General features: G+C 72.7%; 15 protein-coding genes. 10 read left to right on the top strand and 5 right to left on the bottom strand.

The features are described from left to right. Positions 1-7: 7 nt before the first annotated feature. The 10 genes from pgl (at position 8) to MVA48_RS10415 (ending at position 12,162) form a co-directional block, all read left to right on the top strand. Entirely contained in the window at positions 8-757 is a 750-nt protein-coding gene (pgl, locus tag MVA48_RS10460) for a 6-phosphogluconolactonase (RefSeq protein WP_246988575.1), read from the top strand. Between the two features lie 288 nt (positions 758-1,045). After that, complete coding sequence (locus MVA48_RS10455) at positions 1,046-2,062, top strand: hypothetical protein (RefSeq protein WP_246988573.1); 1,017 nt, start codon at positions 1,046-1,048, stop codon at positions 2,060-2,062. 153 nt (positions 2,063-2,215) lie between these two features. Then, positions 2,216-2,647 (top strand): DUF6416 domain-containing protein, encoded by a 432-nt coding sequence (locus tag MVA48_RS10450; protein WP_246988571.1) that lies wholly within the window; start codon positions 2,216-2,218, stop codon positions 2,645-2,647. Positions 2,648-3,150: 503 nt separating this feature from the next. Continuing rightward, positions 3,151-4,728, top strand: coding sequence for a DUF2397 family protein (locus MVA48_RS10445; protein ID WP_246988568.1), 1,578 nt, complete (start codon positions 3,151-3,153; stop codon positions 4,726-4,728). Continuing rightward, positions 4,725-6,020 (top strand): DUF2398 family protein, encoded by a 1,296-nt coding sequence (locus MVA48_RS10440; RefSeq protein ID WP_256461147.1) that lies wholly within the window; start codon positions 4,725-4,727, stop codon positions 6,018-6,020. The genes MVA48_RS10445 and MVA48_RS10440 overlap by 4 nt, the downstream gene beginning before the upstream one ends. Before the next feature lie 5 nt (positions 6,021-6,025). Beyond that, the gene (locus MVA48_RS10435; protein WP_246988564.1) at positions 6,026-8,878 is read left to right on the top strand and encodes a hypothetical protein; all 2,853 of its coding nucleotides are present in this window, start codon (positions 6,026-6,028) and stop codon (positions 8,876-8,878) included. Positions 8,879-9,170: 292 nt separating this feature from the next. Next, on the top strand, positions 9,171-10,256 hold the full coding sequence (locus MVA48_RS10430) for an SbcC/MukB-like Walker B domain-containing protein (protein ID WP_246988562.1): 1,086 nt from the start codon (positions 9,171-9,173) through the stop codon (positions 10,254-10,256). Then, positions 10,253-11,521 carry a DUF2399 domain-containing protein gene (locus tag MVA48_RS10425; protein WP_246988560.1) on the top strand — a complete coding sequence of 423 codons (1,269 nt, stop codon included), beginning with the start codon at positions 10,253-10,255 and terminating at the stop codon, positions 11,519-11,521. The genes MVA48_RS10430 and MVA48_RS10425 overlap by 4 nt, the downstream gene beginning before the upstream one ends. Positions 11,522-11,563: 42 nt before the next feature. Further along, on the top strand, positions 11,564-11,767 hold the full coding sequence (locus MVA48_RS10420; protein WP_246988558.1) for a hypothetical protein: 204 nt from the start codon (positions 11,564-11,566) through the stop codon (positions 11,765-11,767). After that, the gene (locus tag MVA48_RS10415) at positions 11,764-12,162 is read left to right on the top strand and encodes a hypothetical protein (RefSeq protein WP_246988557.1); all 399 of its coding nucleotides are present in this window, start codon (positions 11,764-11,766) and stop codon (positions 12,160-12,162) included. Before MVA48_RS10420 ends, MVA48_RS10415 begins: the two co-directional genes overlap by 4 nt. A gap of 89 nt (positions 12,163-12,251) precedes the next feature. Here MVA48_RS10415 and MVA48_RS10410 read toward each other — a convergent pair whose 3' ends face one another. From MVA48_RS10410 to MVA48_RS10390, 5 genes are all read right to left on the bottom strand, one after another. Beyond that, complete coding sequence (locus MVA48_RS10410; protein WP_246988555.1) at positions 12,252-12,770, bottom strand: hypothetical protein; 519 nt, start codon at positions 12,768-12,770, stop codon at positions 12,252-12,254. A 325-nt stretch (positions 12,771-13,095) separates the two neighbouring features. Further along, on the bottom strand, positions 13,096-13,266 hold the full coding sequence (locus MVA48_RS10405; protein ID WP_246988553.1) for a hypothetical protein: 171 nt from the start codon (positions 13,264-13,266) through the stop codon (positions 13,096-13,098). After that, positions 13,263-13,559 carry a hypothetical protein gene (locus MVA48_RS10400; RefSeq protein WP_246988551.1) on the bottom strand — a complete coding sequence of 99 codons (297 nt, stop codon included), beginning with the start codon at positions 13,557-13,559 and terminating at the stop codon, positions 13,263-13,265. Before MVA48_RS10400 ends, MVA48_RS10405 begins: the two co-directional genes overlap by 4 nt. Positions 13,560-13,634: 75 nt before the next feature. Next, positions 13,635-15,341 carry a hypothetical protein gene (locus MVA48_RS10395; RefSeq protein WP_246988549.1) on the bottom strand — a complete coding sequence of 569 codons (1,707 nt, stop codon included), beginning with the start codon at positions 15,339-15,341 and terminating at the stop codon, positions 13,635-13,637. Beyond that, a complete protein-coding gene (locus MVA48_RS10390; RefSeq protein ID WP_246988547.1) occupies positions 15,338-16,345 on the bottom strand; it encodes a hypothetical protein in 1,008 nt (335 codons plus the stop codon). Before MVA48_RS10390 ends, MVA48_RS10395 begins: the two co-directional genes overlap by 4 nt. Positions 16,346-16,399 lie beyond the last annotated feature (54 nt).

Raw genomic sequence — 16,399 nt, 5'->3', positions numbered from 1 at the left:
ACGTGAAGTGGCCGACCATGTGATCGAAGTTCTCGACGATGCAGCGGCCGTTGCACGCCGAGGGAAGGACATCTTCGTCGAAGTCGTGCAGGCTGCGCACGCGCGCAACCGCGAAGTTCACATTGCGCTCGCTGGGGGATCGAGTCCCAAGGCCTTGTACCGGCTCTTGGCTGCTCAGCCGGGCGCGGTGGACTGGGCTCGCGTGCACTTGTTCGTGAGCGATGACCGCGTCGTCCCCATGTCGGACGACCGCAGCAACAGTGGGATGGTCCGCCAGGAACTGCTGAGCGCGGACGGAACGCAGAAGGCTCACTGGCACCCCGTGAACGCCGACGAGAGCGCGGATCCCGACAGCGTCGCCCGCGAGTACGAGGAGCTGATCAGGCGCGAGGTTCCGCATGATGACACTGGGCTCCCTGCCTTCGACCTCATCATGTTGGGCATGGGTAGTGATCGACACACTGCCTCGCTGTTCCCCGGAAAGCCGGCTCTCGACGAAGAGGATCGACTTGTCGTCGCCTCGCCGCCTGGCGTGCTCCCGCCGCCGGTCGAGCGTGTGACCTTCACCTTCCCGCTGATCAACTCTGCTCGTACGGTGCTGGCCTTGACGACTGGGGCCGACAAGGCTGAAGCCTTCGCCGATGTCCGCGAACAGCTCGGGCAGCAGCCGTCGAAGACCCACGTGCCGGCTGCTCGTGTGCGACCGCGGTCGGGCAAGGTGATTTGGGTGGTCGATCGCGCAGCTGCCGGGTCGTAGCCGCCGACGCGTCGTGGTTAGCAGTCACACTTTGGGAACCTGTCAGCTTGCGTCTGGCATGGGTATTCGGCGGAGACCTCTGCGGTACTCAGCTTGGTGAGGCTGCCGCTGGGTGTGGTTCCAGTGAAAGCGCCCCACTGTGTTCGACTCGAGCGGAGTTAGGGCGCTGCCGATGTGCGGTCCAAGGGGATGAGCCAGCGACGATTCGTCTCACGCAAACGCGGCAGCGGTCCGGCGAGGTGGCACTTCCGGGTGTTCCTGTCGGTGGCCCGATCTACCGTCCCAGTCGTGAGCACCGACCTCGATGTGCTGCGGCGCTACGCCGCCGACCACCACGGCGTGCTCACCGGCGCGGCCGCCGCCGCGCTCGGGGTGCGCGAGGCCAAACTGCTCGACCTCGTCCTGGCCGGCGAGCTCGCGCTCATCGCCAACGACGTCTACCGGCACTACGACTTCATCACCCCGCTGAGCGAGTACGCCGAGGCGGTCGCCCTGACCGGACCCGGCGCCGTCCTCGCCGACGACGCGGTGCTGGCGCTGCACGACCTCGCACAGGTCAACCCGCGGCGCCTCCTGGTCGCCGTGCCGCACCCGCTGCCCCACGACGCCCGGCTGCCGGCCACGGTGGAGGTGGTGGTCCGCCGGCTGGCGCCCGAGGACGTCACCGAGGTCGAGGGCATTCCGACGATGACCGTTGCCGCGGCGCTGCGCGCCTGCCGGGGCCGGGTGATGGACGAGCGACTGCGGCACGGCGTGCACCGCGCGGCCGCGGATGGCCTGCTCGACGCGGGGACCGCCGAGCTGTTGCGGGTGGAGTTCACGTCCCCGGCCGTGCGCGAGCAGCTCCGCCGCAACGCCGAAGCGGAGTACGCCCTCGAGGCCGAGTTCGGCTTGCTGTCTGCCGCCGAAGTCGCCCAGCGTGCGGGAGCCACCGCGGCCGATCCCGAGCGGCTGATGCAGGACTGGCGACGGCAGGGGCGGGTGTTCGCGGTGCCGGTCGCCGACGGCGAGCGGTTGCCCGGGTTCCAGCTCGACGAGCACGGCGACGCGCGGCCGGTCATCGCCGAGGTTCTGCGCTGGTTCGACGGTCGGCTCTCCGGCTGGGGGCTGGCACTGTGGTTCACCGCGTCGAACGTCTGGGTCGACGGGCAGCGCCCCGTCGATGTGCTGGACAGCTCGCCGGAGATGGTCGTGCAGGCCGCCGCCCAGCTGGCCGCGGAGCTGCCCGGAGAGGTGCCGCCGGGCCGGCCGATGCCGGCCCCGGGCCAACCCAGCGTCCCGCCCCTCGACGATTGGGAGTCCTAGCACCCAGCGTCCCTCGCTGACCACACGTGAGGGTCCTGGGGGGCCCGGAAGGGTCATGAGCCTTCTTTACCCCTTGGGTACCTAGGTTAGAGCCTCTATCTTGGCCGTCAAGCGGAGGCAAGAGCCTCCTGCACCTACCTAGGAGCCCGTGTGATGGACATGCAGGACGTGACCGTGAAGGTCCCCACCGACCGCCTGGCCGACTTCTACGCGATGTACGGCGGCTGGCTCGCCGGCACCGACGTGCAGCCCGAGCAGGAGCCCGTGCCGGTCTCGCGCTGGCAGGACACCGACGAGGACCTCGCCCTCGCCAAGGTCGTTTGGACCAAGTTCAGCTACCGCGCCCAGGACATGTTCGGCTCGATGATCGACAACCCGGGCGAGAAGTACACCGGTGAGCAGCTCGCAGAGGCGCACGACATCCCGAACGGCAAGTACGGCGTCGCGGGCGTGTTGGCCTGGCCCGGCCGGCACTGCGCGGCCGTCAACCGCACCCTGCCGACCGAGTGGGACAGTGACTCCGGGAAGTACTGGATGAAGCCGGAGATCGCCGCACTGTTCACCAAGGCCCGCGACGCCGCCTAGCCCCACCTAGCCCGGCCCACGCACGAAGGCCCGGTCACCTGATTCGCAGGTGACCGGGCCTTCGTCGTGCCAGGACACCGGAACCCTCCTGCAGGTCGGCAGTCGCACGCCCGCGAGGGTCTCGATGGCTGGTCAACGGTGGGAGGACGCGTCGCCCGCCGGCTGTCCCACCCGAGTCCTAGGTGATGTCCACCGACAGGCAAGGGGCAACTATCGCAAAGCGGTCGGGCTGCGGCGCACACTCCACCGCCCCTGCGCATCCAGTCGTCCGTGTGAGACGGGCTTCCCGGGTCGGGGGACCTACCGTTCTCACGACGAGGCGTGAGCACAGTAGGCCCCGCGGCGCAGAGCATTCACTCAGAGTGATGTCTTCCTCTGAGCGGCCGCCGGTGGAGGTGCGGTTCTGTCGTAGGGCGGCCGTAGGGTGCGCTCCGCCACATTCACCGCCCTGTCGTCTGGGGGCTGGGGCCAACACCATGCCCACACGGGCGAGAGGAGGGCGAATGACGGGGCCGTCCGGACCCGACGCCGCGACGAACGAGCATGGCTTTCGGGTCACCGTGACCGATGCCCGTCGGGCGATGGCCTACCTCGTCGCCCCGGAGGCGGACGACTACATCGCAATCATGGCGGTGCTCGAGGCCTCGGTCACCGACATGACCCCGGCCGAGGTGGCGTCCGCACTGCGGGAGGCCAGCACGCCGCTGAACAGCGACACCGTCGAGACACGGCTGGACCAACTGCGGGACTGGACCGCCGCCTCGGCGCGCACCGACACGAGTCGCATCCTGCGCTACGCCGACCTCATGGCCCGCAACTGGCGGTGGACGGCGACTCCGGCCGGCCGGCAGGTGCAGCGCTTCTACACGACGGTGCTGGCCGCCACGCCAACGATGCGCGAAATCCCGCTGTCCAGCCTCAACCGGGTCGTCGCCTCGCTGGAGCACCTGGCCCTGACCATGCCTGCGGACGCCATGGTTCCTGACGCCGCCGAGGCAGCCGAGCACATTGGGCGCCTGTTCACCAGCCATGACGACCTGGACATGGCTCTGGTTGGCGCCGAGGACACCCTTGCCACCCTCGCCGATCGATTCGACCTCGACGACGCCGCGACCGCTGAGCTCAAGCAGCTGCTGGTCGAGTACGCCACCCGGATCGCGGGGGAGCTGGAATCCGGCTCGGCGCGGGCACACCGGGCGTTGCTGGCCCTACAGCCGTCGTTCGCCGCGCTCGCCGATTCCGCCGTCGCTGCCTCCGACGCCCGCGCGCTGATCGACCGTGGCGCGCTGACTGCGTCCCGCGGTGGGCGGCGCAGTGACTGGTTCCAGCTGCTGGCCTGGTGTGACCCGATGAGTGGGCGCGCCGCCCGGTTCGCAATGCGCCTAGTGCGAGCGCTGCCGGGCATGCACGCCAACCTGCGCCGGCTGCACGCTTCCTCGGCCACCGCGACTGGGCGTGCTCGGGCGCTTCAGCTGGCCCGTGCTTGCGCCGACCCGCGATTCGGGCCTGCGGTGTTCCTTGCGGCGGTCGGTGACCACCCGTGGCGGAAGCTGTACGGCGAGGCGGACGACGACGAGCTGATGCGGGCTCCGTCCTGGTGGGACGGCCCTCCGGTGGAGGTGCCCGACCTGTTGCGCGCCGTCGGGCGCACCGGAGCCCGAGGCCGAGCCGGCGCTGCCCGTGACCACGCCGCAGCCCGCGCGGAAGTGGCTGCCCGTCGCGCGGCCCGCCGGGCTAGGCACGCGGCCGCGGTGCGTGAGGTGCTCGCGGCCGCGCCCGGCGCCGAGTTGTCCGACGGGGCCGCCCGGGTGGCGCTGGCCGCGCTGCTCGCCGCGGCGCGTATCCGGGCCGCTGGGCCGCGGCGCGACCGGCGGTCGGCACAGCGTGACGGGTTGGCCTGCACCCTTTTCCGCGTCCCGGGCCACGTCGGGCTGGTGCGCGCCCCTACGTGGAAGGTGTGGCTGCCCGGCCGCGCGGTGGTGTTCCACGCCGTTGGTACCCGGGTCGCCGCGCCGCAGATGACAGCCCCCGATCCTGATGCCCGTGCGGGTATCCGGCTGGTGCGGGAGGACACGGCATGAGGGACGACTTCGAGGCACCCCAGCCCTCGTCGGCGGTGCGCGGCCGAAAGGCCTGGTCGGTCGAGGTCGATGCGGAGGTCAGCGCGGCGCTCCGCGCTCTCGCCGCGAGGCCCTGGCTGTTGCCCGGCCGCGACGACGAGGCCATCGCGGCCATCCGCCGGAATCTGGATGCGGTCCGTGACGCTCTCAACCGGCTCGGCTGGGTGCTCGTCGTCGAACGGGACCTCATCCGGCTGCGCAAGTCCTCGCCGGTCCGCCGCGAAGCATGGGCTGCCACGGCGCCTCCGTCGGCGACCTGCACGTGGTTCTTTCTGCTGGTGGCAGCCGCCGAGGCGATGGCTCCGCGGGTCGCACTCGCCTCCCTGGTCACCGCCGCCCGGGCTGCCGCGGCCGAGGCCGGGTTGCCGGTCATGCACGACATCGCCGAACGCCGGGCGATCGCTGCGGCGCTACGGATGCTGGACGAGCGGGGTGTCATCGAACAGGTGGATGGTGACGTCGACGGATTCGTTGCCGACGAGCAGGCCCGGGTGCTGCTGGGCGTGCACCACACCAGGCTGCTGCACGTCATCGCGAACTTCGCCGAAGGGGACCCCGCCGATGACCCGGCTGGGTGGCTGGCCCGTGTCGAGAGGGAGCCGGACCCGGCGCGGCGAATGCGACGGCGACTGGTTGACGACACCGTCGTGTATGCCGCCGACCTTGATGTTGCTGAGGCCGATTGGCTGTCCCGGCGCGTCCGTGGGGACGACGGCGCCCCGTTGGCCGCCGCGTTCGGGCTGCACGTGGAGCGCCGTACGGAAGGCGCGGCGTTTGTGGTTCCCACGGACGCGTTCCGCTATCCGCGCGAGCTCGGCCCGCTTCCCTTCCCGACTCCCGGAACCGTCGGGCACGCCGCCCTGCTGCTTTGCGACGCCGCCGCCGTCGACGGTGACCGCGATCCTGCCGTCCCCGGCTGGCGAGCCGTCTCCGAGGAGACCGTGATCTCCCGGCTGACCGAATGGGGGCAGCTGTTCGGTGCCGGCCGCGGCGGCTGGGCTGGCGAGGACGTGGACAACCCCACCGGACTGGCCGGCAAGGTTCGTGACCTTCTCACCGGCCTGGGCCTGCTGCGTGTCGACGATCCCACGCCGGACGCGGAGGGCGGCCTGACCGCGCGCAGTTGGTGGTTTTCCCCAGCCCTCGGCCGTTGGGCCTCGCTGGCCGCCCCGCCGCGCCGGACACAGCCCGCGGCTCCCCTGAACCAGACGTTGGTGTTCGACGAGCCGATCTCCCAGACCCCGGAGCACTGACCACGATGACTGCACCCGAACCCACACCGCTGTTCACCGACGAGGAGGTGATGGCGCCTCCGGTCGGGCACGCCGAACGCTTCGGCGGCCGGTGGCGGCTGGTCGGCGCCGGACTGTCGAACGTGTGGCGCTACGGCGATCTGCCGCTGAACGCCGAGTCCGGACGGTTGCTGCTGCGCGGTCCGAACGGCACCGGCAAGACCACTGCGCTCGAGGCGCTGTGGCCGTACTTGCTCGACCTCAACGCCCAGCGGCTGAATGCCGGCAAGGCCCGCACCACCACCCTGCGCTCGTTGATGAAGGAGGGCGCTACCAGCCGCCGCCGCTACGGCTACCTCTGGCTGACCTTTGCCGGCCCGGGCAGCGAGGGGCGGCAGAGCTTCGGGGTGCGACTCCAGTACTCGGAGGGGGCCTCTCCGGCGGTGAAGGTCGTGCCTTTCACTGTGCCTGGCGAGCCTCTTACCGACCTGCGGTTGCATGGACCCGATCGGGCGGCGCTGCCCATCGAACAGTTCACTGACCACGTCACCGCCGCCGGCGGCCAGGTGTTCGACGGCGAGGATGCCGAGGAGGACTACGTCACGAACCTGGCTGCGCGCGTGTGGGGTGCCGAGCCGGGGCAGCTTCGCGATCTCGCCGACCGAATCCGGGTGGTGCGCAACCCGTCACTGCTCGGCGACCTGACCGCACCCCAGGCCGCCGAGGCGCTGCGGGAGGCGCTGCCCGGTGTCGCTGACGACGTCGTCACCGCGACCGCCGACGCGCTCGCCGAGTCCGCCGCCACCCGCGAGGCTTTTGCCCGCGACAGCGCCGCCGCCGACGTCCTCGCCGAGTTCGCCGCCACCTGGGCCGGACACGTCACCGAGGTCGTCGCCGCCGCGCACGAGGTCGCGAGCGAGTCGGCGGCCGAGGTGGGCCGCGCGGCGGCGCAGACCCGCCGGTTGACCGGCGAGATGCAGGCCGCGACCGCCGAGGCCGAGAGGGCGCGGACGGCCGAGGCTGATCTCGGCACCCGGCTCGGGACGCTGCGCGCCCAGATCGAGGCGATCGAGCAGGGCGATGCCTACAAGGCCGCCGGCGCGCTGACGGCGCTGGAGGGTCAGCTGACCGCCGAGCAGGCCCAGGCCAGGACCACGTTGGAACAGCTGACCGGTGCCGTCGCTACGGTCCGCGACACCACGGTCTCGCTGACAGGCCATGCCGAGGAGCTGGCCGGCGAGCTCGACGAGCGGGTCCGGACAGCAGTTGCGGCGGACTCCGCAGCGGCCGACGATGACCCGCTGGCGACTTGGTCGACCAGGCCGCGAGCTGTGCTCACGGTCGGCACGGCCGGCGCCGACCCCGGGCCGTTGCTCACGGTCGACGCGGACCCCGACCGGCTGACCGCCCGTGCCCAGCGGTGGAGCGAGCTCGGTCGCACCCACGAGGCCCGCGCCGCCGACGCCCAGCTAGCGATCACGGATTTCGCGCGCACCGTACGGCCGGCCGAGGACGCGGCCGCAACGGCGCACGCCGCCGCCATGACCGCCGAGGACAAGGCCGACGCCGCCTCTCAGGCGTCCACGAAGGCACACGCCGCCGCCCGTGGCGCCGCCGAGGAGCTGCTCGACCGAGTCGCGGTCTGGCCGGTCGCCCCTGACGGCCTCTACGAGCCCGACATCGGCACTGCCAGCGTCGCCTTGGTCGACAGGGATACCGCGCACGTCACGAGCGCTGAGGGCGAGGAGGAGTTCGTGCTGCCATCCGCGGACGACGTCGCCGACCTGCGCGCCGCAGAACCCGGCCGCGTGCTCGACGAGGTCACCGGCTGGACCGAGCAGGTGGGGGCTCGGGCCGCCCGCACCGACGCCGATCTCCGCCGCCGGCAGCAGGACCTGCGCACCGAGGCCGAGGGGCTCACCGCCGACGCCAGGCAGCGCCGCACCGACGCCGAGGCGTTGCGTGCCGGGCGGCTGCTTCCGCTGCCCCGCCCGGCCTGGTGGACCGGTGCCGACGACGCCACGGCGCTGGCTGCCGCGGTGGACTGGGCGCCGGAGTTCACCGATCAGCGGGCCAGAGACCTGATCGAGACGGCACTGGCCGCCTCTGGGCTGCTGGCCGCGACGCTGACCGCAGACGGTGCGACAACGAGCGCCTGGCAGGTTCGGCCCGCCGGGGCGACGGTTCTCGCCAACCTCGCCGCAGTGCTCGCCGTCGACGACACCCATCCACTTGCCGACGTCGCGGTAGGCGTCCTCGAGCGTGTGGCGCTGGCGCCCAGCGCTGCCGCCACGGACGGTCCGACGGGGTTGGTGATCGGCACAGACGGCACGTTCCGTGCTGGGCCACTGTTCGGGCGCGCCCCCGGCGTTGACGACCCAGAGCAACTGCCCTCGGCCCAGTTCGTGGGGGCGGCACAGCGACGTGCCGCCGCGCTCGCCCGTGCCCAGGCGCTGGAGGAGGAGGCCGCCGCCTTGGAGGCTGCCGCTGAAGGCCTGCGTACTGCCGCCGAGCGGCTGCAGCGCCGACGCCGTGACGTGGCCGAACACGCTCGCTCTTTCCCGCCGACCCGGCTGCTCGCGCAGCGGAGGCCGGACGGGCCGAGGCCGCACGCGCCGCTGCGGAGCAGCGCGACCTCGCCGTCGCCACCCGCGCGGCGGCGCTGCGTGCGGAGGAGCAGGCCAACGCCCAGCGCCACGATTGGGCTGAGCGCACTCGAGTCCGGTCGCTGCCGGCCAACCTCGACGCGCTCGCCAGCATCCAGGCTGACGCCGCCCGGGCGGCCGAAGAGTTGCAGAAGGCGGCGGACGGCCTCGGTGGCCGGCTGCGCGCACGACTCGTCCGGTTGCTCGCTGATGTGGCACGGCTGGACGCCCTGAACGGGACGCTGCCGAGGGTGCGCGCGGCCGCCCAACGCGCGCACGACGTGGCGGCGGGCACCGAGGAGAAGATCTCACGTCTCCGCGCGAACGCCGGTCGAGCTGCCAGGGAGGCCGTTGCCGAGCACACCGCCGCCTGCGCCGAGCGCGACAGGCTGGAGGCTCGGACGGGTCCGGCGCGCGAGCGAGCCGAGGTGGCCAGCGCGTCGGTCGCCAAGCTCGAGGAGCGGCTCGCGGCCGCCCAGAAGGCCGAGCGTGCGGCCCAGCCGACCGCCGATGCCCGCCGGGGGAGATGTTGGCGCTGCTCGCCGCGCCTGGCGTCGGGGACATCCTGTTCGGCGACGACTCCGTGCCCGCAGGCCTGGCCAGTGACGACGAGCTGCTGGCCACGGTTGCCGACAGGCTGGCCGGCCGGCGCCGCTCCGGCCGCAAGCTGCTCCGAGAGCGCTACGACGAGGCCCGGGCCCGGCTGGCCGGCACCTGGACGCTCGACCCGGCCGAAAGCTACGGCCAGGGCGACACGCTGGAGACATACCTCCTCACCCACGACGACGTCCCGTACACGCCGCCCACGGCTGCGCGCCGCGCCGAGCAGCTAAAGGTCGAAGCCCAAAAGGCGCTGGCCGCCGCCGACGAGGTCACGCTGCAGAAGTTCGTCATCGGTCGGCTGCCCGGCGCGATCGGGCACGCTTGGACAGGTCTGCACGACTGGGTCGGCGACGTCAACCGCAAGATGCGCTCGGCCGCCGCCTCCTCCGGCGTCGGCGTGCGGGTTGAGGTCCGACTGCGCGACGATCTCTCCCCGGCCGAGCGGACGGTGTACGAGTTGGCCTGCCGGGTCAGCGACGCCGACCGCTCTCCGGAGCAGAAGGCGGAAGTGGGCCACGCCCTTCAGCAACTGATCGCCGCCGCGGACGCGGAGACGATGGCCGAACAGGTCGCCGTCGCCGTCGACATCCGCAGCTGGGTTGACGTGCACTACGTGGTCACCCGCCCGGACGGCACGACCGGCCGCTGGTCGGCGAGGACCCCGCTGTCCGGAGGGGAGCGGCGACTTGTCGTCCTCGCCCCCATGCTCGCCGCCGTCGCCGCGTTCTACGACAGCCTCGGACCGACTGGGCTCCGGCTGGCCGCGCTCGACGAGGTTCCCGTCGAGGTCGACGAGCGGGGGCGTGAGGGGCTGGCCCGGTTCATCGCCGAGCTGGACCTGGACCTGCTGTGCACGAGCTACCTGTGGGACGGCGCGCCCGGCGCGTGGGACGGCATCGACGCCTGGGACCTGGAGGCTGGCTCGGACGGCACCGTCGTCGCGGACCCGATGTGGATCCGCGGCTTGTTCGATCTCGACGGCGACCCGACCGGCGAGCCGGTGTCGTGACCGGTTGCCGATTCTGCGCCGACCGCTGCAACGGTGCCGAGCTCGGCCCACTGCTCATCGACGAGCTGCACTGGCTGTGGACGGCGGTCGCCGCGGCCGCCGACCGACGTGGGGACGCCGACCTCGCCACCGGGCGACTGCAGGTGGCCACCCCGCTCGCGCCGAACTCCCGCGCGGCGGCTGTAGGCCTGCTCGGGGGCGCCCGGCTGCGAGCCGGGCAGCGGCGCACGGTCGACATGGCCGCGCTTACCACCCGGCTGCGGGTACGTGGACCCCGGCTGACTCCGGGCGCGGTCGCCGCGCACGCGGTCGGCCGCCGGCTGGCGGTCAGAGCCACGGAGAAACGTGCCCGCAACCAGCTACTCGTCACCGTCCGAGAGAACCTCGAGCAGCGCCTGGCCGGTCTGCCGGGGCACGTCCGCAACCGCGTCGACCCGGCTGCCGCCTGGGAGCGCCTGCGCACGACCGGTTGGGCCGCCCGCCTCGCCGGCCAGCCCGACCCCTTCGGCCTGGTGGCCCAGGCGACGGCGGTCCTTGCGGCGTTGCCCCCCGACGGGCAGCGCTCCGACCGGCGCACCCTGGTGCCCACCCGTCCGCATGCCCTTGATGAGGGCCGCACGCTGGCCGGGCTGGTGCTCGCACTCGCAGGCCTCTCCGGGGTGCGGGCCCGCGCCGCATGGGATGTCCTCGGCGTCGACTGCGACGACCTCACCGGCGGTCTGCACGCACTCGGCATCCATCCGGCCGGATGGACCCTGCCGGCCGACGCCGTGGTCACCGTCCCGCCACGCGAACTCGACCGCTGCATCTGGCCCGCGCCCCCTCAGCCCGGGGCCTGGGTGTTCGTCACAGAGAACCCATCGGTCGTCGCCGCCGCAGCCGGCCTCGCCGCCGGTGGCGCTCAGGTCCGGCTGCTTGGCACCTCCGGCACGCCTTCGGCGCGAGAGATCGTCACCATCGCCGCGCTGCCCGCCACCGGTTGGCGCGTCGCGGTGCGTGCCGACTTCGACGCGGCCGGCCTCGCTCACGTGCGGGCGATACTGGCGGCCTGTCCGCAGGCCGTGCCCTGGCGGATGAGCGCGGCCGACTACATGGCCTCCGACCCCACGCCGGACGACACGGGGCGTGTCCTGGCCGCAGCGGCCGACACCCCCTGGGATCCCGCACTCGCCGAGGTCATCACCACGACCGGTGCGCCGGCCTACGAGGAGGCGCTCCTCGACAAGCTGCTGGACGACCTGGCTCTCGGCCATCCGTCGGCGTAGGACCCCGCCGACGGCAGCCTCGTTCTCACCGAGGGCTCTGCCGTGCCCGGCGCGATCCGGGTAGCCGACCTCGAGGAGGACCACGAGGGGCGCCACCCCGACAGCCGCGGCTGGCAGGTCGAGACCCCGTACCGCACCACCCCGCCGGCCGGGTTCGAGGCCGAGGACGGCGAGGTGTGGCTCGACGCCGTCGCACTGCGGATCCGCGTCTTCCCGCTGCTCCCCCGCTCGTCGACGCTCCGGTGAGCGGCGGCCACACCGCCGACGCCCGCACGGCCGCGCTGGACACCCGGCTCGACGAGTTCGCGGAAGGCGTGCGCGACTGCGCGGGAATCGATGAGCTCTGGGCGATCGGCTTCCAGCGCTGCGGAGACGACAAGTGCTTCACATCGGGGGAGGCCACCTACCCGCACCTGCACCCGGTGACGGTGCTGACCCGCGACGAGGACGGGAGGGTGGACACAGACAGCTACATCCTGTCCCAGCTGCCGGATGACCTGCTGGCCGACGACGGCGACTGGGCCATCTCGGCCCTCTACCGGAGCATCCCCACCGACGCCGACGGCCCGTGGCTCGACCCCGACGTCGACACTTGGATCGACGCCGCCGCACTGCGCACCCGCGCCGACGCTCTGACCTGAACCGCCTCACCGATGCGCGACCCCCGGCCGAGGGTTTCCCGGCCGGGGGAGAGCTCACTTGGCCTAGGCGGTCCCAGGTCATCTGCCGATTAGCTCGGCGCCCCCGGCCCCGGTTGGCCGCCGATGTGCTGACCGGGCGGCTCGGCAAGCACTGCGGACGCCACCGCCTCGATCTGGGCGACGTCGAGCAGTTCATCGCTTCGCAGCAACTCGAGCGCGAGGCGGCGCGCTGTGGGATCGAGGCGGGAGAGCAATCGGGCCTGCTCGGCCTGCCGGGCGCGCCTGGTGGCGAGCTTCTCGTGCCAGAAAGTGGGTTCGTCGTCCGCGCGGAGGGCATCGGTGAGCCGGGTGAACACGGCGGCCACATCCGACCAGTCGGCGGGCAGCGCGCGAACGGCATGGTCCCGGCTGCAGCCGCCGACGATGGCATCCAGGGCGCCAGGGAACGGCTGGGGCAACGCGAGCGCCGCCTGCCACAGCCGCCCGCGCCGACCGCAGACCGGGCAGCGCCCGCGGAGCCCGTGTGGGCGACCCACGACCACCACCGCACCGTCCTGGCCGAGCGGCCCGGGCCACTCCGCCGCGTAGGACGCCCAGCCGACATTCATCCGCCGCCACCGCAGTCCGCGAGTGGTCATCGGACCGCCCGGCCGGCGGCGGGGTCGGCCGACCGGACCCGGCCGCAGCGGTGGCACAGGTTCTGCTGGGGGCCATCGGCGGCGCGCACGGAACGCCGCCGCCGGGGGCGGTGAAGCACCGGAGCTTCGGGGCGGACCGGCAGCGCAGTGAGCCCGTGGCGCGCCTGGACGCTGCGGAGGCACCCGGTCGCGGCCGAGCCGGGGTGCTTTTCGGCGCCGCCGGTGCGCGACGAGCGGGGGCGCCGGCCCACATCGCCGTTGATCTGGCGCAGCCACCCGTGGAGGTCTCGAGGGCTCATGCGGCAGCCGCCTTCGCCGTCTCGGCGGCGGTCACGAGGTCATCGCCGTGCAACCGCCGGTCGTTGCGGCACATCTCGGCGAACAGTCGCGCGGCCGCCGGGGTCATGTCGGTGTGCGTGAGCAGCGCCGTGCGTAGTTCCTGCAGGCGATGGTCGAGTTCGGTCATGAGGGCGCGCTTAGCCGGTCGGGGGTCGCGGCAGCCGGGCAGGTCGGCGGCGGGCTGACCCGGCGGACATCGCAGTCGGCGTAGGTGAGCACGTTGGTGACCATCAGCCAGTCCGACGACCGGTTGCCGAGGACCTCGCCGTAGTACAGCCCTTCGGATTCCACCCAGTGCGTGGTGCGGCCACCTCGCGGGTGGCTGGATGGGACGCGTTGCCACGGCCGCGGTCGGCTTTCCTCCGACAGCAACAGCTTGAGGCAGACCAGGTAGAACACGGCAGGTGCCCGGGTGCTCATGGCCGCCACGGTGCCGACGCGGGCGGCGCCCGGCAATCACCGGCCACCCGGGTCAAGCGCCCGGAGGAGCTGCGCTCAGGCAGCTGTCCGGGGCGGCGGAAAGGTCTCGTCGACGGTCGCGGCCTGCTCGGCGGTCAGCAGCGCGTAGCCGTGGAACGCCGGCTCGGGCTGGAGCAGGGGATGGGTGCTGTCGCCGTTGCCGGTGCGCTCGTGCCAGTTGCGCAGCTGTCGGACGTTGGACACGGTCACCGCGAACGCCATCGCCAGCGTCACCAGCGGCAGGCCGGTGAAGCGGAAGTACCCGCGAGTCATGTTCTCGGTGTCTGGGTTCTTCAGGTTGCCGAAGGCGCCCTCAACGTAGGTGCGGCGGGACCAGCTCGCCGTCCACCTTCGGTCACCCCAGTACTCGTCCTGGCTGTGCTTCATCGCCTGGGCCAGGCGGCGCTTGGAGTCCGCGGCGTGCTCACTGTCGTGATCGGCGGGCTGCTCCACCCGGATCATGAACGTCCGCTGCGTGCAGCAGGCCTCACGTTCGGCCTCGGCGGGCGGGTCGGCGATGACCGGCAGCTGCAGCTCCCGCGCTACCTGGACGGTCCCGGCGACGAGCGGGCAGCCGATCTTGCCGGCCCGCGCGGGGCATTCCCAGCGGGTGCGGCCGTCGGGGACGTGGCTGCCGACGCGCCGCATCGCGTAGGCGAAGCGCTCGCCGATGCGCTGCCGGAACGCCGCCTTGTCCGCGGCGCCGGCGTTGGGGGCCGGGCGGGGGATGGTGCCCAGCCGGTCGGGGGTGGCGGGGCAGTGCGGCCAGCTGGCGGCGATGCGCGTGCTGTTGTAGTCGCGGAAGCCCTGCTCGTCGGCGCGCAGGTCGATCACCGGGTGGATGCCCCGGGCCCACAGCTGCCGGGCCCAGCGGCTCCATTCCTTGTAGGAGTAGTGCCGGTCGGAAGCGAGATCGCGGACCGGCCGCCGGGCGCGCACCCGGTCGAGCAAGTCGAGGCTGACCTCGACGACGTCGGTGGAGGCCGGGGTGACGGCGATGGCCTCGATCAGCGCCGGATCGTCGGTGTCGGTCGCCGCCGGCCCCGGCCGGAGATCGGGGATGCGCACCAGGGCGTGCATGGCGTAGCCGAAGTAGGGGTGCGGGGTGCCGTCCTTGCCGGTCTTGCTGCCCCAGCGGGCGTCCGGGCAGACCGACACCGCCCGTGTCACGGGCTGGGGTTGCGTGTCCTCGCTGGGCTGCTCGCCGGTGCCGGTGCCGGTGCCGGTGCCGGTGCCGGTTCCGTCGGCACCGCGCTTCTTGCCCTTGGCCCAAGCCCAGATGGCAGTCTCGTCCAGCGCGAAGGAGCTACCCGGCCGATCGGGGAGGGTGGCGGTGATGAGCCGGTCGACGACCTCCTGCAGCCACTGCGTGCGCTGCCGCCGCTGCTCATCGGACAACTTCGCAGCCCGCGGACTGGTGGCATCCAGCCGCGCGGTGATCGTCTTGGTCAGGTAGTACAGCTCGCTGACTGGCATCGTGGCCACTGCGTCAGCGGTGCGACGCAGGATGCCCAGCTCCCACTGCACCTCCCGGGGCAGCTCCCGGGTGGCTATGGCGTGCATCCGCTCCACGGTCAGCTTGCCCGACGCGGCCGCGAGCAGACCCAGGATGAGGAAGGTGCGCACCGGGCACAGCGGTCGCCGTCCGCGCCGGTCGACCCGGATCGCGGACGTCAGCACCTCGGCAGCGCCGGAGGCGTCAACGACGTGCGCGTAGAGCCGGTAGCGGTGGACCGCCTTCACCGGGCGCCCCCAGCGTCGCGCAGCACGGTATGCGTGTCAGGGCCAGTCGGCAGGTGGGGGAGCAGGTCGACCAGCGTGCGCGCCGAGCGCAGCCCGGCCGCGGTCAACACCACCTGCAGCGGCACCGCCGCGGTCATCAGCCGCGCGAGCCAGGTGGCGCGCAGACGGGACTGCTCGATGTGCGGCACGTCGCCGAGCACCACGGCGTGGCCGATCGCCCGGGCGGCGAGGTTGCGTCGGTCCTCCTTACGGCCCAGCAGCAGCGCGTGCGGCTTGAGATCTCCGAGACCGATGCGGACCAGGCCCTCGTAGTCGCGCAGCACGACCACGGCGCGCGGGCTCGGCTCGGGAACCTCGACGGTGATGCCGCCATCGCCGGTGTCGCGCACGTGGGCGCGGGTCAGATGCCGCAGATCCTGGGAGTCCAGACCGGCACCGGCGCCCAGCCCGACGCACAGGCACAGCTGCCGGCGGCGCGCGGCTGTCGGCTGCGTGAGCGCCACCCGGCGGATCTGCGCCATCTCCCGCTCGGTGTAGGGCGGCTTGACGCTCGGCCGCTCGACCGTGACGCCCCGGTCCGGGGCCTGGTCGGGGTTGATCTGGTCGGCCAGCCGGCGCAGCCGCGCCCGCCGGTCGGCCCGCGACTTCGCCGAGCTGTCCGGCATGCCGGTACGGGTGTACTCGTCGACGTACCGGCGCTGCACGGTTTTGGGCGTGAGCGGCAGGTCGTGGTCGTCCGCCCAGGCGAGGAAGTAGGCGACGTGGGTGACGTGCTTGCGGAGGCTGTCGGCGCCGCTGATCGCTGAGCGACTCAGCACCTGCGCCACGGCCGGTTGCAGGGCGGCCCACCGGTGCTTGATGGCGCCCTGCGGGCGGAAGCCTTCGAGGAGATGGTTCAGCTGCGGCGGCACCAGGGCGTCAGGCCGCAGGACGGTGGTCTGCAGCTCGCGTAGCCGGCGGCGGGCGGCGGCCGCACTGCGACCTGGCGGGGTGTTCGGGGCCATGTGGTCTCCCAGTCGAATGGTCGACGGCCTGGCGGACGCCAGGCGGCCGGACCG

This window comes from Blastococcus sp. PRF04-17 (assembly GCF_023016265.1).
Lineage (GTDB): Bacteria > Actinomycetota > Actinomycetes > Mycobacteriales > Geodermatophilaceae > Blastococcus_B.
The sequence above is the reverse complement of the archived record's forward strand: the minus strand, read 5'-3'. Positions and strand labels throughout refer to the sequence as shown.